Origin of the sequence: Novosphingobium sp. 17-62-19, assembly GCF_002256775.1 — a bacterium.
Classification (GTDB): domain Bacteria; phylum Pseudomonadota; class Alphaproteobacteria; order Sphingomonadales; family Sphingomonadaceae; genus Novosphingobium.
On record NZ_NCII01000011.1, the window covers coordinates 38,206 to 64,781 of the forward strand.

Annotated in this window: 7 protein-coding genes; 4 read left to right on the forward strand and 3 right to left on the reverse strand. The window is 60.1% G+C overall.

Going from position 1 to position 26,576, the window contains the following annotated elements:
* The first annotated feature begins 30 nt into the window (after positions 1 to 30).
* From B7X90_RS03230 to B7X90_RS03240, 3 genes are all read left to right on the forward strand, one after another.
* Complete coding sequence (locus B7X90_RS03230) at positions 31 to 711, forward strand: peptidylprolyl isomerase (protein WP_292621643.1); 681 nt, start codon at positions 31 to 33, stop codon at positions 709 to 711.
* Positions 712 to 767: 56 nt separating this feature from the next.
* The gene (gene queA, locus B7X90_RS03235) at positions 768 to 1,796 is read left to right on the forward strand and encodes a tRNA preQ1(34) S-adenosylmethionine ribosyltransferase-isomerase QueA (RefSeq protein WP_292621616.1); all 1,029 of its coding nucleotides are present in this window, start codon (positions 768 to 770) and stop codon (positions 1,794 to 1,796) included.
* 62 nt (positions 1,797 to 1,858) lie between these two features.
* A complete protein-coding gene (locus B7X90_RS03240) occupies positions 1,859 to 3,070 on the forward strand; it encodes a cytochrome P450 (protein ID WP_292621618.1) in 1,212 nt (403 codons plus the stop codon).
* Here B7X90_RS03240 and B7X90_RS03245 read toward each other — a convergent pair.
* The 3 genes from B7X90_RS03245 to B7X90_RS03255 all read right to left on the reverse strand — a co-directional run bounded on the left by B7X90_RS03245 (position 3,061) and on the right by B7X90_RS03255 (position 7,802).
* Positions 3,061 to 4,503 (reverse strand): TolC family outer membrane protein, encoded by a 1,443-nt coding sequence (locus tag B7X90_RS03245; RefSeq protein ID WP_292621619.1) that lies wholly within the window; start codon positions 4,501 to 4,503, stop codon positions 3,061 to 3,063. The genes B7X90_RS03240 and B7X90_RS03245 overlap by 10 nt on opposite strands.
* Before the next feature lie 70 nt (positions 4,504 to 4,573).
* Complete coding sequence (locus B7X90_RS03250) at positions 4,574 to 5,908, reverse strand: HlyD family type I secretion periplasmic adaptor subunit (RefSeq protein WP_292621620.1); 1,335 nt, start codon at positions 5,906 to 5,908, stop codon at positions 4,574 to 4,576.
* A gap of 1 nt (position 5,909) precedes the next feature.
* Positions 5,910 to 7,802 carry a type I secretion system permease/ATPase gene (locus B7X90_RS03255; protein WP_366409659.1) on the reverse strand — a complete coding sequence of 631 codons (1,893 nt, stop codon included), beginning with the start codon at positions 7,800 to 7,802 and terminating at the stop codon, positions 5,910 to 5,912.
* 488 nt (positions 7,803 to 8,290) lie between these two features.
* On the opposite strand from B7X90_RS03255, the gene B7X90_RS03260 reads away from it, so the two are divergent.
* Positions 8,291 to 26,566: a type I secretion C-terminal target domain-containing protein gene (locus B7X90_RS03260; RefSeq protein ID WP_292621622.1), complete on the forward strand. Its 18,276-nt coding sequence runs from the start codon at positions 8,291 to 8,293 to the stop codon at positions 26,564 to 26,566.
* The last annotated feature ends 10 nt before the right edge of the window (positions 26,567 to 26,576 follow it).

Below are 26,576 nucleotides of genomic sequence, written 5' to 3' on the forward strand. Positions count from 1 at the left end.
GCTTCACGCAACCCGGAGTTCAACGTTTTCATGGTTTCGCGCTTTCTCACCGCACTTGCGCTCGGCGCTGCCCTGACGGCTTCCCCGGTTCTCGCTCAAGACACCAAGGGCGAGGCTACTGAAGCCGCGCCCAAGCCTGTCAACTATGTGGTCAACGCTGACCAGAGTGTTGACCGCGAAAACATTCTCTATCTCGACCTGTCGAACGGTGGCCGTGTGGCTATTCGTCTGATGCCGGAATGGGCGCCTTCCCATATCGACCGGATCAAAACACTGGTTCGCCAAGGTTTTTATGATGGTGTGATCTTCCACCGCGTGATCGATGGGTTCATGGCGCAAACCGGTGACCCGACAGGTACCGGGCAGGGCGGATCGCAGCTGCCTGACCTGAAGGCTGAATTCAATGCGGTCCCGCATTTGCGTGGCACGGTTTCGATGGCCCGGACCAACGAACCCGATACGGCCAATAGCCAGTTCTTTATCGTGTTTTATCCGCGATTTGCGCTCGATCACAAATACACGAACTTCGGTCGTGTGATCGCGGGAATGGACAATGTTGATTCGATCACGCGTGGCGAACCACCTGCGAATCCGACCAAGATTGTTCAGGCCTCCATCGCGGCAGACAACAAGCCTGCACCGGTGATCACGCCGCAAACGGAAACGAAGTCATTTACCGCTGACATGCTGAGCAACTCTTCGTCGAACTGATCTTGCTGGTACTGACTGGGGTCGCGTTGGCAGCGGTTTGGCGCTAGGGCGCGCCCATGCGTGTCGACATCTTCGATTTTGAGCTTCCGACTGAAAACATCGCGCTGCGACCAGCGCGCCCTCGCGATTCCGCACGCCTGCTTGGCATAGAGCGGGATGGCCCGTTCCGTGATCAGGGCGTGCTTGACTTGCCATCGCTGCTGAACCGCGGCGATGTGTTGGTGTTCAACGACACGCGGGTGATCCCGGCCCAGCTTGAAGGTCAGCGCGGAGAGGCGCGCATAGGTGCGACACTGCACAAGCGGATCGATCTGCGCCGCTGGCAGGCATTCGTGCGCAACGGCAAACGGCTGCGCGTAGGCGATACAATTCAATTCGGCGCAGGCGTGACCGCGCAGGCCGAACGCCGATTGCCCGATGGCAGTTGGACGCTGTTCTTCCCCGGAGATGAGCCGGTTGAGGTGCTGCTAGAGCGCGCCGGACAGATGCCCTTGCCGCCCTACATCGCTGGTAAGCGCCCCACCGATGCGCAGGATCGCGAGGATTATCAGACCATGTTTGCAGCCAAGGACGGCGCTGTTGCTGCGCCTACCGCTGCATTGCACTTCACGCCCAGCTTGCTCGATGCACTTGCTGCGGCCGGAGTGCGGAGCGAGACGCTGACGCTGCATGTGGGGGCGGGCACATTCCTGCCGGTCAAGGTTGAGGATACGCAAGACCACCAAATGCACGCCGAATGGGGCACGATTGATGCGGCAACAGCAGACCGCCTCAACGCTGCGCGCGCTGCGGGCAGCCGTGTGATCGCAGTCGGCACCACATCACTGCGTCTGCTGGAAAGCGCCACAGGTGAGGACAAGGTCATCCGGCCGTTCTCAGGCGATACGGCGATATTCATCACGCCTGGCTACAGCTTCAGGGCCATCGACGGGTTGATGACCAACTTTCATCTGCCCAAGTCCACGCTGTTTATGCTGGTCTCGGCGCTGATGGGGCTAGAGCGGATGCAGGCGGCCTATGCCCATGCAATCAGGCAGGGCTATCGGTTTTACAGCTACGGGGATTCGAGCCTGCTCCTGCCATAAAGCGCAGTTTCACCGCGCTCTCACACGGGTAGCCTGCCGATCAAACAGATTAGGGGCAGGCAATGGCAACGATGGTCGATATTCCGGCACACGTACCGGCAGATCGCGTGGTTGATTTTGACCTCTTCAACCCGCCGGGCGTGGAAGAAGACTATTTTGCGTCTTGGACAAGCTTGCTGGATGGACCGGGCCTGGTGTGGACAACGGCAAACGGCGGGCACTGGATCGCGGCACGCGGCGATGTGGTGCGGGCGTTGTGGGCGGATGCCGAGCGGCTTTCGAGTGAGTGCCTTGCTGTCACGCCAGGGCTCGGTGACGTCATGCGATTCATTCCACTTCAGCAAGATGGGGCCGAGCACAAGGCGTTTCGGATGCCGGTGATGAAGGGGCTGGCCTCGCGCTTCGTCGTGGCTTTGGAGCCGAAAGTGCAATCAGTGGCACGTGAACTGATGGAAGGTTTGCGTCCGCGCGGGGAATGCGAATTCGTTGCAGATTTTGCCGAGATTTTGCCGCTCAACATCTTCCTATCGTTGATTGATGTGCCGCGGGAAGATCGGCCTGCTTTGCGCAAACTGGGTGTGCAGCTTACCCGGCCAGATGGTTCCATGTCCGTCGATGAACTTCGCCAGGCGGCGGATGATTACCTCTGGCCGTTCATCCAGAAGCGATTGGCGGAGCCGGGTGACGATCTGTTCAGCCGTATCCTGTCAGAACCTGTCGATGGCAGGGCGTGGACCGAGGATGAGGCACGGCGTATGTGCCGAAATCTGCTGTTCGGTGGGCTTGATACGGTGGCGGCTATGATCGGCATGGTTGCGCTGCATCTCGCGCGGCACCCTGACGACCAGCGGTTGTTGCGCGAGCGGCTTGAACTCATCCCAGATGCGGCTGACGAGCTTATGCGGCGTTATCCGACCGTCGCGGTGAGCCGCAATGCGGTGACAGACGTCGAAATTGACGGCGTTACGATCCGTGCGGGCGATCTCGTCTACTTGCCAAGCGTGTTGCACAACCTTGATCCTGCCTGCTTTGAAGTGCCCGAAGAGGTGCGCTTTGATCGCGGCCTCACGCCAATCCGCCACACAACGATGGGCGTCGGTGTGCATCGCTGTGTGGGGGCAGGGTTGGCGCGAATGGAAGTGATCATGTTCTTGCGCGAATGGTTGGGCGGGATGCCCGAATTCACGCTTGCCCCAGGCAAAGCGGTGGCGATGAAAGGCGGCAACGTGGGGGCCTGCACGTCGTTGCCGCTTGTCTGGAATAATCAGGGCTGAGCGGCGGGCACCGTGTTGCCGCTGCGTAGGTCAGCGGCGGCATCGCGATAGGCCCGGTCGGTTTCCAGATCGCGCACCGGGATGGAATCGATGCCTGACAGGATCGTGGTGATCAGTGGCAAGTCACCACGCCAACGCTGATTGCGGAAGTTGCCTTCGGGATCGTAGCGACGAATGTCGGGCAAGAGCAGCGGCGCTTCCAAGCGGCCCATGGCGGCAAGGAGCGAGGCGCGGGCGAGATATTCGTTTGCCATCGCGCTGACATAACTGGTCCGCACGTTCAGCAGATCACGCGCCAGATCGAGCACGTCGAGCGTGGTGCGCGCACCCGCCTTTTCCTGGATCACAGCGCCGTCATAGGCCTTGCGTGCTGCTTTTGCGGCCATGCGGAAGTGTTCGACCGATTGGCCAGCGGCGCGCCAGTTGTTCCATGCTTCGGCCACAGACTGCCGCGTATCGCGCAGTGCGGCATCCAGCAGTCGCCAGTCGGCATCGTTGGCCTGCTCTGCGCCTTCTATTCGGGCGCGGCGGTTGCCGCCATCGACCAGTGGAATGCCGACGACGATGGCCGAGCGCAATTCGGTGGTGCGGCGGCTGTTGGAATAGGGCGTGACGGTGCCGTAAGCGCCGCTGCTCTGCAATGATACGCTGGGGTACTGTTCGGCGCGGGCGGCGGCGAGTTCGGCACGTGAGGCCTTTTCGCGGGCGCTGGCTGCGCGGATCAATGCGCTCTCCGCTTCGGCAATGGCATAGGCCTCGTCGAGGGTTGCGACGCCGGGATCAAGCGGCGGGGGCGGGGCAAGTGTGCCGGGCAGCGCGCCAACGCTTTGCAGAAAGCGCGATTCACTCGCCCCCACACCGCCCTGCGCATTGAGCAGTTGCGCGCGACCGACGGCGACGCGCGTTTCCACCTGCTGCAAGTCTGTCGAAGTCACTTCGCGCACCTTGAACCGGGCGGCGCTGGCAGAAAGTTGGCGGTCGAGCAGTTCGAGGTTCTCGGTGCTGATATCGGCCACTGCGCGGTCACGCACAAGGAACACGTAGTCGCGGATCACCGTGAACATTGTCTGCGCTTCGGCAAGTCGCAACTGGTTGCGGCCAAGATCTATTTGCGCCAGTGCCGATTGCTCGGAAGCGAAACGGCGGCCAAAGCTGAATAGCGGCTGCGTGAACACCAGCGCGGCCGTGGAGGCAAAGCCATCAATCGCTGCGTAGTTTCCGCTTTGCTGCTGGGTTCGGTCCCACGCGAACTGGTGCCGCCCTTCAAGGTTCACCTGCGGACCGTAGGCCGAACGCGCGCCGGGATAGAGTGCGTCGGTGGAGCGGAGCACACCGCGCTGGGCGAGCAGATTGGGGTTGCCCTCATAGGCCAGCGCAAGTGCTTCTTCGAGCCGGGTCACCGGCTGTGGCGCTGCATCCTCGCGTACGGGCATTTCCTCCTGCGCATGAGCAATTGGCGCAGCGCACAAGGCTGCGGAAACACCCAGCATTAGCCAACGCACATCAATCATCGCGGAAGGCTCGGGCGAACTGATCGCGCAGGGGTTTGGTGATGTACGAAATCATCATGCGGTCGCCGGTCTCGATGAACACTTCGGCGGGCATACCGGGTTTGAGCGCCAGTTCAGGATAGCGTTTGAGTTCGGCCTGATCGATGGCAATGCGCGCCGGGTAAAAGCTGGCCTGGGTTTCAGCGTTGGTGGTGAGGTCCGCTGCAACGAACACCACCTTGCCGGTGATTTCGGGCGTGGCCGTGTTGCTGAACGCGGTAAAGCGGATGCGTGCGGTCTGGCCATCACGCACGCGATCGATGTCCATCGGGGCGACGGCGGCTTCTACCAGCAGAGTGTCGCTATCCGGCACGATCTCCATGATCACTTCAGCCGGACGCACGACGCCACCGATGGTGTTGAACGCCAGTTTGTCGACCACACCGTCGTAGGGTGCTCGCACAAGGCTGCGGTCCTGTGCATCACCTGCCGACACACTGCGCACCTGCTGCTGGTTGAGCACTGAGTTGAGCTGGGCTAGCTGGGTGCCAGCTTCGGACCGGCGCGTTTCGCCAAGCTGGATGATCTGCTGGCGCGCCTCGGTGATACGGGCCTGCGCCTCTGCAATGGCGGCCTGCATCGCGCCGATGTTGCCTTCGATGTCGGCAGCGGTGCGTTCAAGCTGGTTCAGGCGGCTGATCGTGACGAGATCCTGCTCCCACAATTCACGCACGCCCTTGCGCTCAGGCTCTATCAGTACCGACTGCTTTTCAAGGCTGCGAATCTGCGAGCGCTGTGCAGCGATCTGCTGACCATATTGCGCGATCCTGGCGTTGAGTTGGGCGGCAAGGCCAGCTTGCTCGGACTGCCGAATGCGGAACAGCTTTTCTTCGTCTGCCATGGCCTTGGCAGCAATCGGATCACCGCGTGAGAGTTCGGCGGGAAACCGGATGCTTGGCGCACCGAGCCGTTCAGCTTCAAGCCGGGCGCGCTGGGCCAGCATTTGATCGACACTGAGACTGGAGAACTGCGCATCAGCCCCGGTCACCTTGTCATCAAAGCGCACCAGCACTTCACCCTTGCGGACATGCTGGCCGTTGCGGACAAGGATTTCGGCGATTACCCCGCCATTGGGATGGGCAATGCGCTTCACGTGGGATTCAACGCCAACCTGACCGCTGGAGATGACGGCGCCTCCGATCGGCACCAACATTCCTGCAAGCACAAAGATGGCCAGCAATACCGCCAGTGCAATCGAGACCGAGCGGACCTTGCGTTCGACATCAGCCTCGGGATCGTAGGCAACCTCGGTTGGTGCTTCAGGGGCGGTGGTTAAGCTCTGCAGCATGTCAGGCCCCGGTTCTTGCAGGTTCAGGGGTTGGCTTTGCGGGAATCAATTTGGCGAGAACCTCTCTGGTCGGCCCGAATGCCGCAACTTGCCCATCGCGCATGATCATGGCGTGGCTGGTGCGTTCCACAATGCCGGGGCGGTGTGACACGATCACGGCAATCCCGCCACGCGCGCGGATCGCCACCACTGCTTGCTCCAAGGCTGCATCGCCTTCAGCATCTAGGTTCGAATTGGGCTCATCCAGCACAACCAGAAATGGATCGCCATAAAGCGCGCGGGCAAGCCCTATGCGCTGGCGCTGGCCTCCGGGCAGAACATCACCGCCGGGGCCGACGGGGGTGTCATACCCCTGCGGCAGGTGTGTGATCAGATCGTGGACTCCGGCTGCTCGTGCTGCCGCAATCACGGCTTCCGACACAGCCTGTGGATCGCTTTCGCGCCGGGGATCGAAGCGTGCAATATTCTCGGCAACGGTGCCTTCCAGCAACTCTACCGTTTGCGGCAGGTAGCCAAGGAAACGTCCGCGCGCGGTCTCACTCCATTGATCGAGTGCGCCGCCATCAAGCCGCACGTGCCCGCGCAGCGCGGGCCAGATCCCGACCAGCGCTTTGCCAAGGCTGGATTTTCCAGCCCCGCTCGGCCCGATCACGCCACATGCATCGCCCGCAGCCAGAGTGAACCGGGCACCGTTGACGATCGGAACTTGCGTTCCGGGCGCGGCTACGAACAGTGCTTCGACTTCAAGTCGTTCTTTCGGCGATGGAAGGGTTGTTGCCACTTCGGCGGGTGGTGGAACCTTGTCCAGCATTTCGGTCAAGCGAAGCCAACCGTTGCGGGCAGCGATCATGTTCTTCCAGTTGCCGATGGCCTGATCCACCGGAGCGAGCGCGCGTCCAGACAGGATCGACGCGGCGAAGATCACCCCGCCGCTGGCGCGGTCGTCAATCACCAGCAGTGCGCCTACGGTGAGGATGATGGATTGCAGCGCAAGGCGCAGGATCTTGCTGAGGCCGGTAAATGCCGTAGCAGTGCGGTTCAGGGCGTTCTGCGTGCCGGTATAGCGCTGGTTGATCGTTTCGAACCGCTCCTGCATACGCTCGCGCATTCCCAGCGCCGCAAGCAATTCGACATGGCGAAGGTTCGCCTCTGCGGCGCCGTTGCGCCACGCTGCCAGTTGCGCGACTTGCGATGATGGCTGCTGCATCGTGCGGTTGGTGAAGATCGTCAGCGAGAAAATGATAGCTGCGCCGACCAGCGTGGTCACGCCAAGCCAGAAGTGCAGGGCAAACAGTACCGCGATGAAGAACACGATCCACGGCAGGTCAATCAGCGTGGCGATGCCGCCCGACAGGAACGCACGCACTTGTTCCAGATCGCGCATCGGGATGAGTCCATCGCCCAATGAGCGGTTTCCCTGCAATCGCAACTGGGAGATTGCATCCTGCACACGCCGGGACAAACGACGATCCAGAGCGTTCGCCACATCAGCCAACATGCCGGACCGAACTGTCTCGAAATAACCCTGAAAAAGGTAAATGGCGGCGAGCAGGATGAGCAAACCAAAAAGCGTCGGAATGGACCGACTTGGCAGGACCGAATCATAAATCAGCATCATGTAGAACGACCCGCCAAGTAGCAGGACGTTGAGAACCGCACTCGCTGCAATTACCGCTAAGAATACACGCCTGTACGCTTTTGCAGCATCCCAAAGTTCGCCGCGGCGCATTGGCTGGGTCAAGAACACCAAAAATCCCCTGTCTGACGCTGGAAATGCGTCGAGGAAAAACCCACGTCCGAATCGTCCTTTGCCGCAAGACTGCTGGTTTCGGCCTGATTCGTGTGGTGTCCCCGACCTCGTGCTAGTCTGGATTGAGGTTTGTTGCCAAGGCATAGCTTGGGCAAACAACCGGAACTTTCAGTTTTGCTCTGTGGCTCAGCGGCAATGGCACGGTTGATCACCAGCGTTATGAGTCTGCCACGGTCACCGAGGGAACAATTGAAAATTCGGCAATTCTATCTGAACATGCACATCGCTTGACAAGTATCGTCCCAACGAGTGCGATTGCGCCCTGCATTTGACTTGCACAACGCCCTCCCGACCTTCCTGTTATAAAGATGACAAGTGACGTAATGCCGTGTGAGTGTGATTTTGGTCGCTTGCAGGTGCGAGATCGCTCGAATATGGATTGATACGTAAGGCGGGCAGGACATGGTTAACGTTCTGCATAAGAGAGCCAGTCGGGTTGCCAGTCGTTCAACGGGTGCTGACTCTCGCACAGAGGCAATCGCGCGGACATCAATCCGCGCTCCGCGCAGCACTTCAGGCAACCAACTGGCAACCATGCTGATCTTCCGCCGCAATGGAATGGAGATCTGGTCATGGACGTTCTGGGCACCAACAACGATGACATCTTGAACGGCACTGAAGCTGCCGAACTGATCGAAGGGTTGGAAGGCAACGACGAGCTTAACGGGCTTGGCGGCAATGACCTGCTTGATGGCGGCCCGGGCGACGATCAGATGAGCGGCGGTTCCGGTGATGATGTCTACCGGGTCGACAGCCCGAACGATGTGGTGATCGAACAGGAAGGCGAAGGCACGGACACTGTTGTTGTTACCTCCGCGTTTCCTGAAGGGAACTATTTTGGCCTGTCAGAGAATGTCGAAAACCTGACATTCGAAGTCTCTGCGTACCAGACCGCAGACGGCAACAGCCTGAACAACGTGATCGAAACGACTGCCACGGAATACTTCCAGATCAGCGCCGGCGATGGCGATGACAACGTAACGGCAGCAGCGGCTAGCGGCACCGGCTCGATTGATGGCGGGGATGGCAATGATTCGCTCACAGGGTCTGCCACGACCAACGTGTTCACCGATGAAAACGGTTACGTTAGCGTCGATCGTGAATACCTCTATGGCGGCAACGGCGATGATGCCATTTTTGGCGGCGGCGGCCTTGATGAAATCTATGGCGGCGATGGCAACGATCAGATTACCGGGTCGGACGGAAGCGTTGAAGCCAGCGTAGACATCTTCGGCAACCTTCAGGAAGCACAGGGGGACCGCATCGATGGCGGTGACGGCAACGACACGCTTTCGGGCGGGGAAGGCAATGACCTGATTGAGACCGGCATTGGCGAAGACACTGTCTTTGGCGGTGCAGGTGACGATGTCATTACTGCTTATGACTATACCGGGACCGGGCCTGACACGCTCTATGGCGGTGAGGGCAATGACTACATCGAGGTTTCGTCAGAAGGCTCACAGGTCTTTGGCGATGCCGGGCACGATACCTTGCGCAGCAACAACCAAGGCGCTGCCAGTTTCTTTGGCGGTGAAGGTCATGATTCCTTCGTCCAGATCATTGGCAACGATCATGCCGATACGATGGAAGGTGGCGCGGGATACGACCGTTTTGTGCTGAATTCCTACCTCAGCGGTACGGTCGATGTCATCAATGGCTTCCAGACCGTGGATACTGGCGATGGGATCGATACGATCGATCTGCACGAGTTCCTTCGCAATGGCGGTCTGGGGAACTACACCTACGGCACCAATCCCTTCCAGACCGGACACATGCAACTGGTCCAGGATGGTGCCGATGTGCTGCTGCAGGTCGATTACAATGGCAGTGCGTCCGAGTGGCAGACAGTGCTGCAGCTGACCAATGTCGATCTGAACGACTGGCAGATCGGCAATCTCAGCCCACCACTTGCCCGCAACGGGACGGGGTTCTCGACCTCTTCGAACGGCGGTGAAGATGACGACTACCTGTTCGGAACGGGTGAAACCGACGCGATCAGCGGCGGAGGCGGCGCTGATCGTATCTCTGGCGGCTGGGGCGATGATGTTCTGAACGGTGATGCGGGCGATGATCTGATCGATGGTGGCGAAGGGGCCGACCAGTTGTTCGGGGGCGATGGCAACGACGTGTTTGGCGATAGCCCGTTGTCAAATCTTGAGCTGCGGGTGAACAAGCCAGCAAGCATCGTTGGTGATGACAGTGCAGCAAACTATCGCAATGAAAATGACCGTGGCGATTTCCGTGATGGCCAGGTTGACATCATGACCGGCGGTGCGGGCGCTGACATCTACTACCTCGAATACAACAACAACGACAATGAATCCGTTGATATAATTACCGATTTTGATGTGAATGAAGATGTGCTCGGCCTCGCTCGCTTGCTGGAGCAGGGATATATCTACAGCGACAGCAACCCTTTCGAGAACGGCACTTTGCAAGCGGTGCAGGACGGGGCCGACACCATCATTCGTTTGTATGGCTATCTCGACCTTGTGCGTTTGCAGAACCTTGATGCTGAAAGCCTGACAGGTGCGAATATCGACCTTGGCTTCCCGCTGGTTGGTGAACCGCAGACGCTCACTGGTACAGAGGGGAGCGATTCGCTTTACGGTGGCTTTGGGCCAGACACGATCGAAGCGCTGGCGGGCGACGATTATGCAGACGGCGGGAACGCTTCGGACTTCATCGAAGGTGGTCTCGGCAATGACAACCTCTATGGCGGTCTTGGCAACGATACCATCCATGGGGGCGACGAGGGCGTCTATGTCTCGCCCTTGCCCGCCGATCTTGGAGGGTATTTCGGCACGCTGAGCAATGCGTTGGTCAACGGTCTTGGCGGCACCGCCGGCTTTGGCGAAGAGACCGTAGGGCGGAACGACGACGGCAGCTTCTTCCTCGACTTTCCTGCAGAGTTCGACGCAACGGACTGGGTTGTTGAAGGGAACACGCTCAGCGGCTTCTCGCTGAGCAACAATGGCTCGGTGAGCTTCGACGGGCTGACGATTTACCTTGTTCCTGCCGATCTTGATACCCGCTCCACCGGGATGTCCGCCAGCCCTGGTGGCAACAGCACCGGCAGCAATCTTGTCTGGTACGATTTCGACAGTGAAAACAGCACGATCACAGTTACATGGGACGATGTCGGGCGCTATTCGTTCGGCACTGTGCCAGTGGCAGCGCAAGCGCAGATCACAGCGCTTGGTGGTGGCGAATTCGACATTGTCCTGCGATATGAAGCCCAAGGCTTCTCCATCGGCAATCCTTATGTCCAGCTTGGCGGTACAACCTATTCGTTGCCCATTAGCAGCGGACTGCATGTCAACGAAGGCAACATTGGCCAGCCCGGTGTTTGGGCATTCCAGATCCGCGATGGCGTGGTCATCGGTCTGCCAACCAACGGCGACGGCAACGACTATCTCGACGGCGGAGATGGCAATGACACGCTCTACGGTGGCACCGGCCGCGATTCGCTCTACGGCGGACAGGGCGATGATACGCTATACGGTGGAGTGGGCGACGACAGCCTTTACGATTACAACGGCAATAACGCGCTCTATGGGGGCGATGGCAACGACTATCTCTCGGCAGAGAATGGCGTGTCGACGGTCGATGGTGGGGCCGGAAATGACGACATCAACTACTACGCGCCATACAATGGAGATGGTGGCTCCGAGGCATCGTTCTCGGCCTTTGCTGCGGCCATTGATGTGGAGATCCCGGCCTCAGGCACTGTGCTTGGTGGCGATGGTGACGACAACATCCAGATCAACGGTGGCCCGGTGGATGTCTATGGGGGGGCTGGCGACGACAACATCCAGACCTACGGTGGCAGCGGCATCGTCGATGGCGGCGATGGCAACGACACCTTTGACTACGTAGGCTATTCTGCGGAATCCCGCACCTATACGGGCGGAGAGGGCGCGGACACCTATCACTACCGCGGTTTCGATTTTTCGAATGCGCCCGGTGTCGTTGTGGTCACCGATTTTGCCACCGGCCCTGAAGGCGACACTTTCGATCTTACCAACTTTGGCTACGCGCCGAACTATGAATACGGATCAAACCCCTTCGCAACCGGGCACCTTCGCCTGGAGCAGCAGGGTGATGATGCGGTCATTCTGGGGGACTACGATGGCGCAGATGGTACAGAGCATGACTTCATCGAACTGGTCCGGTTCCAGAACACGCTGGTCGATGATTTCGTGCCGGAGAACTTCGGTGGATTCGATCCGGCTGCTGATGAATCGCTGAACGTCGTCGGAACCGAAGACGCCGACGAACTCTATGGCGGCGCGGCGGGTGACACGATCAGCGGCCTGGGTGGCAATGACACGATCTATGGCGGCAATGGCCCCGACCAGATCGATGGCGGCGCTGGGTATGACGCTCTCTATGCTGGCAGCGGTGACGATACTGTCCTGACAGGGCCTGATGGCGCAACCGTTTTCGGCGGTGAAGGCGCTGATACGGTCACCGGCAGCGAAGCTTATGACGAGATCTACGGCGAAGGCGGTGACGACCAGATCGATGCAGGAGCCGCGGGCGACTATGTCGAAGGCGGGGCTGGCAGTGATACCCTAACCGGCGGCGATGGCGATGATACGCTGATCGGCGGTTCCAATTCCGGCGGAAGCTCGGATGACGGTGACACCATCTACGGTGGAGCAGGCAACGACACGATCTACCTTGATCACGCCTACTACGGTGGCGGAGACAGTGGCAGCGATGTGGTCGAAGGCGGTGAGGGTGACGATACCATCGTGCTGCGCGCTTATGCTTCCAGCACGTCCTACGACAGCGGCACCGATCAGGTCGATGGTGGCGCGGGCGAAGATACGTTCATGCAGGTGGGCGTCGGCCCCGGTATTGCCACGCTGACCGGCGGTGAAGGGATTGACACCTATCATGTCGGCAATCCCGGCAGCGGCTCCAGCACTGATGTCGTAACCGATTTCATTGCGGGCGATGGAGGGGACCGCATCGATTTCGGCGCGCTTTCGTTCAGCGGCCTTACGGGCGACGAAAGCCCGTTCACCAACGGCTACCTGCGTTTTGTGCAGGACGGCCCCGATACCCTGTTCGAGTATGATGCCAGCGCTACGGGCAACTGGGTCACGCTCATGCGCCTCGAAGGCGTTGACGCCACGAATCTGACTCGTGCAAATCTGGCCCAGAACTGGTCGCCCGATGGCCTTGGCATCGTCATCAACGATGATGAAAACGGCAACACACTCAGCGGCACCAACGATGGCGACACGATCCTCGGCAATGGTGGCAATGATGCGATCTATGGCGCGGGCGGTGCCGACCAGATCGACGCAGGTGCAGGCGTTGATACGGTCTACGGTGGATCGGGCGCTGACACGATCGTCGGTGGCGACGATACCGGGTACCTCTACGGCGACGCGGGCAACGACACTATCGATGGCGGCTCATCTGCCGACGACATTCGCGGCGGTGAAGGCGACGACGTGGTGCGTGGCGGCGATGGGGCCGATACGCTTGAAAACTACTACGGCGGCGGCGGTAATGACGAAGTCTATGGCGGCGGCGGCAATGACGTCATCTATCTGAGCTATGGCGGGGCCGATTACGGAACCGATACCGTCGATGGCGGGGCGGGCGATGATCAGATCCGCGACATCAGTGCGGGCGCAGGCTTCACCACGGTGACCGGCGGCGAAGGTCGCGACACTTACGTCTTCACCTATCTCTCCACGAGTTATGCGGTTGATACCGTCACCGATTTTCAGACTGGTCCGGGCGGCGATTTGCTGGACTTCTCAGCTGTCTCGTTCTCCAATCTGCCTTCGAACCGCAATCCCTTTGTCACTGGGCACATCCGCCTTGTTGCTGACGGGGCAGATACGCTCGTCCAGTACGATCAGGATGGCGCCGAAGGTGCCAGCAGCAATTTCTTCACCATCTTGCGTCTCCAGGGCGTTGCACCCGAAGCTTTGACCCGCGACAACTTCACCCAAGGTTTCTCGCCCGATGGCGCGGGCCTCATCCTCATCGGCGACGAAGAAGCCAACACGCTCACCGGCACGCCCGATCCCGATACGATCACCGGCAACGGCGGTGATGACCTGATCTACGGCGGCGCAGCGACTGACATCATCGACGCAGGCAGCGGCAACGATACGGTCTATGGCGGTGACGACAATGACCAGATCGCTGGCGGCGCTGGCTACGACACCCTTTACGGGGACGGTGGAAACGACACCATCGATCTCGGCGCAGATAGCGATGGCGGGGTGATTGTTGGCGGCACGGGCGATGACGGTCTCACCGGAAGCGACGGTGACGATACGATTTATGGCGGCTCCGGCAACGATGCTATCACTGCCAATGGCGGCAATGACACGATCTTTGCAGAGTCCGGTGACGACACCGTTTACGGCGGCGAAGGGGCGGATTCCATCTATGGCGGTGGCCAGGCCGCAGACCTGCTCTATGGCGGAGAGGGCAATGACCGCCTCGAAAACACCCAGGGCGCGCTCTACGGCGGCGATGGTGCGGACGAACTCTACCTGAGCGGCGCCGGTGGCGGCACAGCCGATGGTGGCGCGGGCGATGACTTCTTCACCTGGCTCACGCTTGGCGGCGGCACGGCTGATCGCTTCACCGGCGGCGACGGGCGTGACACGTACCGGCCATACTATTTCAACGCGTCCTATACCGTCGACGTTATCACGGATTTCACAGGTGGAACCGGCGGCGATCTGCTTGATATCGCATACCTTATCGCTTCGTTGAGCAACTACGCTGGCGGCACCAATCCCTTCGGCAGTGGCCATTTGCGCTTTGTCGCCGATGGAGCCGACACGCTGCTTCAGATCGATCCTGATGGCAGTGCGGATGGCTGGAACACCGTGCTGCGTCTGGAAAACCTCGATCCGACCACTCTGGTGCGCGACAATATCGTGCAGGCTTTCTCGCCCACTGGCGTTGATGGCGTGACGATCAACGATAGCGATGATGCCAGCAATCTCAGCGGCACGGCTGACGATGATACAATCAGCGGCAATGGCGGCGATGACACGATCAATGCGCTGGCCGGCAACGATACCGTCTTTGGCGGCGACGGGGCAGACACCATCAACGGCGGCCTTGGCGATGATACGCTTGCTGGCGATGCGGGCAACGACACCATTTCCGGCGAAGGCGGTGATGACATCATCACCGGCGGCGCTGGGGCTGACTCGCTTTATGGCGGCGTTGATGATGACACCATCGATGGCGGCACCGAAAACGACTACATCGACGGAGGCGCCGGCTCGGATATTCTGTCCGGCGGCGATGGCAATGATACGATCTACAGCGGTTCAGGGCCGAACGATGAAGTCTATGGCGGAGCCGGTGATGATTATCTTTCCGGCAGCGCAGGATCGCACGTGGAGGGCGGCGAAGGCAACGATACGCTGGTCATCGCAGGCGCTGGCGCAACGTTCCTGGGCGATGCGGGTGACGATACCTTCCTTCAGGTCAGCCATGATGATGGAGCTGCCGATACGCTGACCGGCGGAGCCGGACGTGATACCTACCAGATATACTACGTCAGCGCATCGCACACCGCCGATACCGTGACCGATTTTGCGCCCGGCGCAGGCGGCGATGTGCTGGACATCTCGCTGGTCCTCGCCTCGATGAGCGGACTTTCCGCAGACAACCCCTTTGTTGCAGGCTTCATGCGGCTGGTCTCGAACGAGGAGCTGACTGCGACGCTGGTTCAGGTCGATGTCAATGGCGGCGCTGACAGCTGGCAAACCGTGCTGGTGCTTGAAGGCGTTGCGCCCGAAGACCTTACGCGTGAGAACTTCGCGCCCCAGCACGCACCTGACGGATCGGGTATCGAGATCATTGATGGGCCAGATAGCAGCACGCTGACCGGAACGTCAGGCGATGATGCCATCTACGGCGGTGCTGGTGCGGATTCCCTCTACGGCGGGTCGGGCAGCGACCTGCTCGATGGCGGTACCGAGAACGATGGTATCTATGCAGGCCGTGGCAACGACTTTGCGTTTGGCGATGCAGGGGCGGACTCCGTCTTTGGCGAAGCAGGCGATGACGAAGTCTACGGCGGCGAGGGTAATGACTATGTCTATGGCGGCGCAGGAAATGATGCGCTGTTCGGCGGCGCTGGCAATGACTACCTTGCCGATACGGAAGGGAGCAACACCTTCGATGGCGGCGATGGCGACGATCAGTTCGCTTCGGTGGGCCTGGGCACTGATGTCGATACCTTCACCGGCGGCAGCGGTCGCGATAGCTATGCCCTGAGCTGGTCGGCTTCCAGCGCGCTGGATGTGGTGACAGATTTCGCCACGGGCGTTGGGGGTGACATCATCGACATCAATTATGTCGGCGGCGTCTATCTGGGCGGGGATAACCCCTTCCTGCGCGGTTTCCTGCGGCTTCAGCAGGATGGCGCGGACACGCTTCTGCAATTCAACGCAGATGGTATTGGCGATGATTGGCAGGACGTTCTGCGGCTTGCGGCCACCAATGCCGGCGATTTTTCCTATGACAATTTTGCCCCGCAATTCGGCCCTGACGGTACAGGTGCAACCATCATCGGCACGGCCGGGGGCGAAACGCTCATCGGCACTATCAGCAACGATACCATCGAGGGGCGCGAAGGTTCGGATGCGATCTATGGTGGTGTAGGCACCGATATTCTGCGTGGTGAAGACGGCAACGATACGCTTGATGGCGGTGCTGGTGACGACAGCTTGTTCGGCGGCATTGGCAACGATAGTTTCGTAGACCTGTTCGGCGCCAATACGATCGATGGCGGCGAAGGCGAAGATCAGTTCTACTACGTCGGCGGCAGCACACAGGTTGATGCACTGACCGGCGGAACAGGTAGCGATACGTACCACATTTCGTGGGTCTCCGGTCGTCCCGCCGACGTCGTTACCGATTTTGCCGCTGGCGTCGGTGGTGATGTAATCAATGTTTCCACCGTCAACTCAGTTGGCTATTCCAGCGCGGTCAATCCGTTCGTGACCGGCTACATGCGTTTGTTGCAGGACGGTCTCGACACCGTGTTGCAATACAGCGCCGATGGAACCGGTACGATCTGGGAATCCGTTCTTCGGCTGCAGAATGTCGATGCAGCAACACTCAACTATGCAAACTTCTCGCCCCAGTTCGGCCCCGATGGTGCGGGGATCACGATCAACGATGGGCCGATGAGCAATTCACTTTATGGCACGCCCAGCAACGACACCATCTTTGGCAATGACGGTAGCGATGGCCTCTATGGTCAACTCGGCGATGACAAACTCTATGGCGGAAACGGTGCCGACTACCTGACAGGTGTTGGCGGCAATGATGAGCTTTACGGCGGCATCGGCAACGATACCCTCATCGACATCGATGGTGCCAACCTGATCGATGGCGGTGAAGGCAACGATACCTTCCAGCAGGTCGGATATGGTGACACCGGATCGCAAATGACGGGCGGCACGGGTTCCGACAGCTATCAGTTGCTCTGGCGTGCTGGCGGGATGACCGATGTCATCACCGATTTCACGACCGGTCCGGGCGGCGATACGCTCTATCTTCATTCGATCCTCAGCCAGTCCATCGGCTATACTTCGGGTGAAAATCCGTTCCTCACCGGGCATCTTGCGCTGGTGCAGGATGGTTCGGACGTGCTGCTGATGTTCGATCGCGATGCAGCAGGCGCGGGTGAAGCCGTGGCGCTGGTTCGGATGCTGAACGTTTCAGTCGGCGATTTCACACTCGACAGCTTTGAGCCCAACTTCTCGCCGGGCGGCGAAGGCGTCACACTTGAAGGCACGTCGGCAGGCGAAGTGTTCTATGGCACCGCGTCGAACGACACGATCTCCGGCCTTGGTGGTGCAGATACAATCTATGCCGGATCGGGCGATGACACCGTCTATGGCGGCACCGGCCCGGACAATCTCCAGGGCGGGCAGGGCAATGACGCGCTCTTTGGCGGTGATGGCAACGACACGATTGTCGACTCTCTCGGCACCTCCACGGTCAGCGGCGGAGAAGGTGACGATTACATCTCCGTAGCCGGAGGCACGGTCCACGGTGACGAGGGCGACGACACGATCCAGGCTAATGGCGCAGGCGATTACTACGGCGACTCAGGCCGCGACACGCTATCCGGTTCGGGCACGCTCTATGGCGGTGATGATGCCGACGTTGTGACCGTCAGTGCCGATGGCGGCACAGGCTATGGTGATGCCGGTAACGACGATGTGCGCGGCGGCAATGGCGCGCAGTCGCTCTATGGCGGCGATGGCGTGGATACCATGCGCGGCGGGACCGGCAACGACCTGCTCTCTGGTGATGCTGGTGACGACGAGCTGAATGGCGAGGCTGGGGACGACGCGCTGCAAGGCGGCACGGGCTATGATTCCGCCCGCTATTTCGGCAATCGCGCCGATTTCACCGTTACCGACAATGGCGATGGCACTTTCACCGTCACCGACGACCGTCCCGGATCACCGGCAGGCACGGACACGTTGCAGGGTGTCGAAGTGCTGGTCTTCGACGATCAGGAACTGCCGCTGGCAACCTTCGCAGGCTACACCTGGTACGGATCGAGCGCGGATGACAGCATCCCCGGCACGCCGCTCTATGTGCAGCCCGGCGCGATCATTCCGGGCGGTGAGCCTGGCTTCGATATCTCGAACCCGGTCACCGACTATGACCTGATGGGCGATGACACGATCTATGCTGGCCCCGGCTTCGACCAGATCAATGGCGGTGGCGGCAACGATACGCTGTTCGGTCAGGGTGGCCCCGATGTGCTCTATGGCAACACCGGCAACGACACACTGCATGGTGAAGAAGGTGATGACGACCTCTACGGCGGATCGGGCCTCGACACGATCTATGGCGGCGAGGAAGACGATGTCATCAGCGGCGGCCTGCATGACGATACGCTCTATGGCGGCAACAATAACGACACGATCACCGACTTTGAAGGCACCAACCTGATCCACGGCGATGCCGGTGCAGACGTGCTGGCAGGGTCTGGCACCATCTACGGCGGTCTTGGCGCTGACAGTGTCAATGTGACCGGCACCGGCTACGGCGATGGCGGCAACGATTCTGTCACCGGTACCGGTGAAATGCGCGGCGGCGATGGCGACGATTCCGTAAGCGGCACAGGCGTGCTTTATGGCGATGCCGGGAACGATGCGCTGACGCCCTTTGGATCGTCCACGGCCTATGGTGGCGACGGCAATGACAGCTTCGGTCAATCGCTGCTGCATGAAGGCGATGCCACCTACTACGGTGGCGCGGGCGACGATGCCATTTCAATCATCTACGGCAGCGACACCGCCTTCGGCGATGACGGTGACGACACGATCTCGGCAAGCTCGGTATCCGGCGACAATGCGCTCAGCGGCGGTGCCGGCGAAGACCTCATCACCGGCGGTGCAGGCAACGACACCATCGATGGCGGTGCCAACGATGACGTGGCAGTCTATGCCCGCACTCGCGGAGACTTCACCGTCACGCAGAACGGCGCAGGCGGCTATACCGTGGTCGACAACCACGGCAACGAAGGGCAGGACGACGTTACTGACGTTGAAACCTTGCGCTTCACCGATGTCGATTTCCAGGTCACCGATGGCAACACCGGCCTCACGCTCGGCGGCGATGCCGATGCCAACCTGATCAGCGGCACCCAATTCGACGATATTGTCCACGGCGAAGGTGGCGATGACCAGATCGAGACCGGTTCCGGCAACGACCGCATCTTCGGCGGCGAAGGCGCTGACCGCATCGAAGCAGACGGCAGCAACGTCCCCGGCGTGATCGCCGACTTCGGCGGTATCGGTAACGATGTCGTCTACGGCGGCGGTGGAGACGACGTTATCTCCAGCGGCGGCGGCTATGACATCGTGCATGGCGACGATGGTAACGACACCATCGATGGCGGCGCTGGCGACGATCAGCTCTTCGGTAACGCGGGCGATGACGCGATCTATGGCGGTGAAGGTGCTGACCGCATCACCGACACCGAGGGCACCAACCTCATTGAAGGCGGAGCTGGCGCGGACATCATCACCGGCTACGGCGTGGTTCGCGGCGGTGACGACAATGACACCATCATCGGCGACGGCCAGCTCTTCGGCGATGCAGGTGACGATACCCTTACCGGCACGGGCGAGCTTGATGGCGGCGAGGGCAACGACACCATCGCAACCACTTATTCGGTCGCTTATGGCGGCGATGGCAACGACACAATCCGCGGCTGGACCGGCTACTACTACAGCTCGGGCAGCGAAACGCTCTATGGCGGCAGCGGTGACGATGCGATCAATGGCGGCTTCGGCGCAGACATCATCGTCGGCGGCGCGGGTGATGACGACCTCACCGGGGCCGAGCATGACGATCAGATCTATGGCGGATCGGGCTATGACAAGGCCTACTACGCAGCGAACATCGGCGAATATACCTTCACCGATCTCGGCGCAGGCCAGTTCGAATACCTCAGCGCCACCTTCCGCATCACCGGCAATGGCGATGGCACAGTCACCGTGGTCGACCTGCGTTCCGGCTCGCCGCTCGGCACCGACACGCTCTATGGTGTCGAACTCTTCGTCTTCAACGATGATGAACTCGCCAACCCCTATCCCACCGATCCCAACTTCGGCCTGACCATCACCGGCACGCCGTTCGACGACATCCTCATCGGTGACAGCGGCGATGACACGGTCACCGGGTTTGCCGGCAACGACCGCCTGTTCGGCGATGATGGCAACGACCTCCTCGTCGCAGGCCTCGGCAATGATGTGCTTGATGGCGGTTCGGGCAACGATGATCTGCGCGGCGATGAAGGCATCGACCACATCTATGCGGGCGCGGGGTCTGACATCGTCTCAGGCGGGGCGGACAACGACATCATCTACGGCGGTCAGGGCGCTGATCAGATCTCCGGCGATGGCGGCGATGACCAGATCTATGACGAGAACGGCCTGAACATCGTCCACGGCAATGATGGCAACGACATCATTCAGGCCGATGGCGACGTCTATGGCGATGCCGGGGCTGACCGCATTGGCAACTTCTACAACTACGCCGAAGGCTCGATCTATGGCGGGGCCGACAACGATACGATCTATGCCGCAGGCGCGCTCGCATCGGGCGGGGCGGGCGATGATACGATCCTGTCCGTCACCGCGCTGACCCATGGCGACGATGGCAATGACAGCGTCAAGGGCAGCGGCGAACTGCATGGCGATGATGGTGACGATACCATCATGGTCTACGCAGGAGCCACCGGCTACGGCGATGCCGGAAACGATTACCTGCGCGGCGCGACCCTCTATGAAATCTCGGCCGACGGCAGCCAGACGTTCTACGGTGGGAGTGGCAACGATACCATTCGCGGCGATCAGGTGGTCTATGGCGTGGGTGCGGTTGTCGGCAACGGCACCGATCCGTTCGCACACAATGGTGACGATACGATCGACGGTGGTGATGATACTGACACCGCCGCCTATGCCGAACGGCGCGACCGCTATACCGTGGTCCGCAATGCCGAAGGCGTTCTGAACGTCATCGCCAACTTCACCTCCGAAGGCACCGACACGCTGACCGGCGTCGAACAACTGGCCTTCACCGATATGACCATTGGCGAAGGCGACGCCGGATTGACCATCACCGGCACTGCTGCCGATGACAGCCTGTCAGGCACCACGCAGGACGATGTGATCTTGGCGCTTGATGGCAATGACAGTGTCCTTGCCGGAGCAGGGAACGACCACGTCTATGGTGGCCTTGGCGATGATACGATCAGCGGTGAGGCTGGCAACGACGTCCTGCTTGGCGAAGCTGGCAACGACCTGATCCAGGGCGGCGCTGGTCTTGACCAGATCATCGGCGGCGAAGGAAACGACACTCTTGAAGGTGAGGATGGCAACGACTTCATCTCTGGCGGCGTAGGGGACGACATCCTGTCTGGCGGCGCCGAAAACGATGTTCTGATCGACAGCGAAGGCAACAACGTCCTGTCCGGCGACGATGGAGATGATACCATTTCCGGCACGGGCGTGCTCTACGGCGGTCAGGGCAACGACAGCCTCAACGGCAATGGTGACCTTTACGGAGGCACCGGCAATGACGCGATCCGTGGCTACGGTCGCGTGTTCGGCGATGATGGCGATGACCAGCTTCAGGGTGGCTTCGAAATCTATGGCGGCGCAGGCAATGACAGCATCATCGCCGAAGGCACCACACTTGCTGAAGGCGGCGACGGCGATGACCTTATCGCGCCTTGGGCATACAACGATGGCGATGGTACTTTCAGCGGCAATGCCGGAAACGACACGCTCTATGGTGGCTTGGGCACAGACAGCCTAAGCGGTGATGATGGCAACGATACGCTCTACGGCGGTCAGGGGCATGACCGCCTGAGCGGCGGCGCTGGCGGCGATTCCTTCTACGGCGGTGGCGGAGACGACAAGATCTACGGCGGCGGACAGACCGAAGAAAACCCCGACGTCGTTTACTACTACGGCAACCGCAACGACTACACGATCGTCACCATCGACGGGAAAACCATCGTAACCGATAACCGTCCGGGTTCGCCCGATGGCGTCGATACGCTCTACGGCATCTACGATGTCCGCTTCCTTGATGCCGACTATGTCACCTCGCCGAATTATGGCGTGGAAGTGAACGGCACCGAAGGCGATGATGTGATCAACGATCACAGCGCCCCCAACCCGCCGCTGATCAATCTTGGGTCGGGCGATGATTTCGTCCGCGGCAATGGCGGCAATGACCTCATCGAAGGCCTCGCGGGCAGCGATACGCTCTATGGCGGCGATGGCAACGACACGATCAATGGCGGCACCGAGGCGGATTCGATCTATGGCGATGCCGGAGCTGACGTTCTCAGCGGCAACGATGGCGATGATGAAGTTACCGGCGGCACTGGCACCGACACGCTCTATGGCGGGCAGGGCGAAGATGCGCTCTACGGCGGCACGGAAGACGACAACCTCTATGGTGGCACTCAGAACGACCTTCTGCTGGGCGGTGACGGCAACGATTTGCTCGATGGCGGCGCTGACGATGACTATCTGCTGGGCATGTCCGGCAACGACACGCTCTACGGCGGGGCCGGGGATGATACGCTTGTCGGCGGTGCTGGCGATGACATCCTGATCGATACGTCCGGTGCCAATGTGCTGGATGGGTCTGAGGGCAATGACTCCATTACCGGGACCGGCGATCTGTACGGCGGCCTTGGCGATGATAGCCTGACCGGAGGCGCGGGCAGCCAGAACCTCTACGGTGGCGTCGGCAGCGACAGCTATGTTACCGGCGACGGCGATGACGTGATCCTCGATACAGGCGAACCGAGTGACATCGATCGTGTGTCCTACGGCGCAGCGCGCAGCACCTTTACCGTGGCACAGGACAATGACGGTATGCGCATTGTCGACAATCGCGGCAACGGTGGTGACGACCTTGTCCAGGGCATCGAGGAATACAGCTTCAACGCTGACGTCCTCACTTTTGCGACGCTCGGCGCAGGCCGTGTCACCGATCTTTCCGCCTCTTTGGTGGATGAAACCGTGCTCGTCGCAACACCGTTCGAGGCACGTGTGACCGTTGGGGACGACATCCTCGATACCGGCGCGGGCAACGACACCATCGACAGCGGCGCGGGCAACGATCGCATCGATAGCTTCGAAGGCAACGACAACGTCCAGTCTGGCGAAGGCAATGACGTGGTCATGGCTGGCACAGGCAACGACACCGTCGATGGCGGTGCAGGCGATGATCAGCTCTTCGGCGAGGATGGCGATGACTTCATTGAAGGCGGGGCCGGACTTGACGAAATCTTCGGCGGCTTCGGCGCTGACACGCTCTTCGGTGGCGATGACGCCGACGTGATCCGTGGCGGTAACAACGATGACGCCCTCTTCGGCGGCGCGGGCAACGATGATCTGCGCGGTGAACATGGCAATGACTCGATCACCGGCGGCGATGGCAATGACGTGATCGTCGATAGCGAAGGCACCAACATGCTGTTGGGAGGTATCGGCAATGACAGCATTACCGGCACTGGCACGCTCTACGGCGAACAGGGCGACGATACCCTTTCGGGCAGCGGCGCGCTTTACGGAGGCTCCGGCGAAGACCTGATCAACGGGTCGGGCACGCTCGATGGTGGTGATGACGATGACGTGATCAACGGCAGCAATGGCGATGACATGATCTTCGGCGGCAGTGGCAACGATACGATCAACACCGGCAGCGGGGCTGACGTGGTCGATGCAGGTGCCGGGGATGACAGCATCACTGGCAGCACCGGGAACCAGACCGTCAATGGTGGTACCGGCAACGATGTGTTCCACATCGCCGGTCTGCGCTCACAGTTCACCGTCACCTACGATGGCGTTGGCGGCTACATCGTGGTCGATAACTTCCCTGAAAACGGGGACTTCGGTCAGGATTATCTGGTCGGCGTCGAAGCCATCCAGTTCTCGGATCAGCTCTTCGTGCTCACACCGGGCGAAGTGGGTGACAACTTCGATGGCACCGAAAACGCAGACGTCTACAACGGCAACGCCGCCGATAACGTTGCGCGTGGCTTTGGCGGTAATGATACGCTGTCGGGCAACGAAGGTGACGATACGCTCTATGGCGATGCCGGGAATGACAGCCTCTATGGCGGGGCCGACAACGACCTGCTTGATGGTGGTGACGGCAACGATCTGATGGCCGGCGGCACGGGCGACGATGTTTACCGTGTGAGCAATGCCGATGATACCGTGGTCGAAGGTGTCGATGAGGGCACAGATACCATTGAATCCGAGCTCGCCACTTACTCGCTGGCGGCAGCGGCGAACGTGGAGAACCTCGTTTACACCCGCGATTTCGGGAACTTTACCGGCACCGGTAACGATCTCGATAACCAGATCACGGGCGGTGATCAGAACGATACGCTGGACGGCGGACTAGGGGCTGATACGCTCATCGGCCTTGGCGGCAACGACCGGTACTTTGTCGACAATGCTGGCGATGTGGTCACCGAAGCGGTCGATGAAGGCACGGACTCCGTCTATGCCACGATCAACCACACCCTCGCGGCCAATGTCGAAAACCTCTATCTGGTTGAAGGTGCGGCGGGAGCCATCGAGGCGACCGGCAACGATCTGGACAACGCACTCTACGGCAACAGCGCAGACAACCTCCTCGATGGTGGGGTGGGTGCTGACCTGATGTATGGCGGCAGCGGCAATGATACTTATGTCGTCGATAATTTGGGTGATCAGATTGCTGACAGCGCAGGTGACATGGATACGGTGCAGACCGTTCTCAATACTTACGTCTTGTCGAATGCAGTCGAAAATCTCGTGTTCGTTGGGGCTGGTAATTTCAACGGTACAGGCAATTACAAGGCTAATCTGATCCAGGGTGATGTGGGCAACGATACACTCGACGGTGGCTTTGGTGCCGATACATTGGTCGGCAGCGCCGGTGATGATACCTACTACATCGACCAAAGCGACGACGCAGTGGTCGAACTGATCGGCGAAGGCAATGACAGGGTCATCGCTGCAAAAAGCTGGACTCTGGCGGCAGGCATGGAAGTAGAACGGATCGAGGCTGTTACCGGTTCAGCCAATGTCCATTTGACCGGCAATGACCTTGCCAACGTACTGGTTGGCAACAATGCCGGAAACCGCCTCGATGGCGGTGCTGGTGTCGATACGATGATCGGTGGCCATGGCAACGACATCTATGTTGTCGACAATCTCGGCGACGTGGTGGACGAAACCGGCGGCAGCGGTGTCGACACTGTGGAGGCGTCGATCAGTTATGCACTGGCAGACACCTTGGAGAACCTCATTTTGTTGACCGGAGGTCTGATCGGCACAGGAAACGCATTGAACAACCTCATCAACGGTAGCAGTGGGGTGGATCGCCTCTTTGGTCGTGAAGGCGCAGACCGGATCTTCGGCAACGACGGTGACGATCTCATCCGTGGTGGTGACCAGAATGACACTATCGAAGGTGGCAACAACAACGACACCCTGTACGGTGAAGAAGGCAACGACCGGCTCTTTGGAGGCAATGGCATTGACCGGCTTGATGGCGGGAATGGCAACGATACGCTTGATGGTGGCGATGGAGACGACAGCCTGTCTGGTCAGGCAGGCAACGATGTCCTCACTGGAGGTGCAGGCAATGACGGCATGGACGGTGGAACGGGGGCTGACCGCATGACGGGTGGCCTTGGCAACGACCGCTACTTCGTCGATGATGCAGGCGATTTGGTGGTCGAGGCTTCGGGCGAAGGCACTGATACGGTGAGCGTGACGCTTTCCAGCTATACGCTGACGGCTAATGCCGAGAACCTTTTCTTCGTTGGCACGGGCAACTTCACTGGCACCGGTAACGACGAGGGAAATGCGCTCAATGGTGGAGATGGTGATGACACGCTATCGGGTCTTGATGGCAACGACCGCCTGATCGGTGGTGCAGGGGCAGATGTGCTTTCTGGCGGGGCAGGCGCAGACTGGTTCGTGTTCACTGAACTTGGTGATTTCGGTAGTGGTCCGCTTGATCGCATCGCCGATTTCTCACTTGCCGAAAATGATCGCATTCGCCTCGACAAGATCGACGCAAACAGTCTCGTTGGCGGCAATCAGGCCTTCGCCTTCATCGGCACGGCTGCCTTCAGCGGCGCAGCGGGTGAGCTTCGCTACGACGCCATCGGTGCGAACTCGATTGTCTACGGCGATGTCGATGGCGATGGCACGGCGGACTTCCAGTTCCAGGTTGATGGATTGACTACTTTCCTTGGGTCCGAATTCGTCCTCTAAGGGGGAACTG

Coding starts and splice junctions, on each gene's coding strand:
- B7X90_RS03230 (WP_292621643.1), top strand. CDS start 31: ATGGTTTCGCGCTTTCTCACCGCACTTGCGCTCGGCGCTGCCCTGACG.
- queA (WP_292621616.1), top strand. CDS start 768: ATGCGTGTCGACATCTTCGATTTTGAGCTTCCGACTGAAAACATCGCG.
- B7X90_RS03240 (WP_292621618.1), top strand. CDS start 1,859: ATGGCAACGATGGTCGATATTCCGGCACACGTACCGGCAGATCGCGTG.
- B7X90_RS03245 (WP_292621619.1), bottom strand. CDS start 4,503: ATGCCCGTACGCGAGGATGCAGCGCCACAGCCGGTGACCCGGCTCGAA.
- B7X90_RS03250 (WP_292621620.1), bottom strand. CDS start 5,908: ATGCTGCAGAGCTTAACCACCGCCCCTGAAGCACCAACCGAGGTTGCC.
- B7X90_RS03255 (WP_366409659.1), bottom strand. CDS start 7,802: ATGCCTTGGCAACAAACCTCAATCCAGACTAGCACGAGGTCGGGGACA.
- B7X90_RS03260 (WP_292621622.1), top strand. CDS start 8,291: ATGGACGTTCTGGGCACCAACAACGATGACATCTTGAACGGCACTGAA.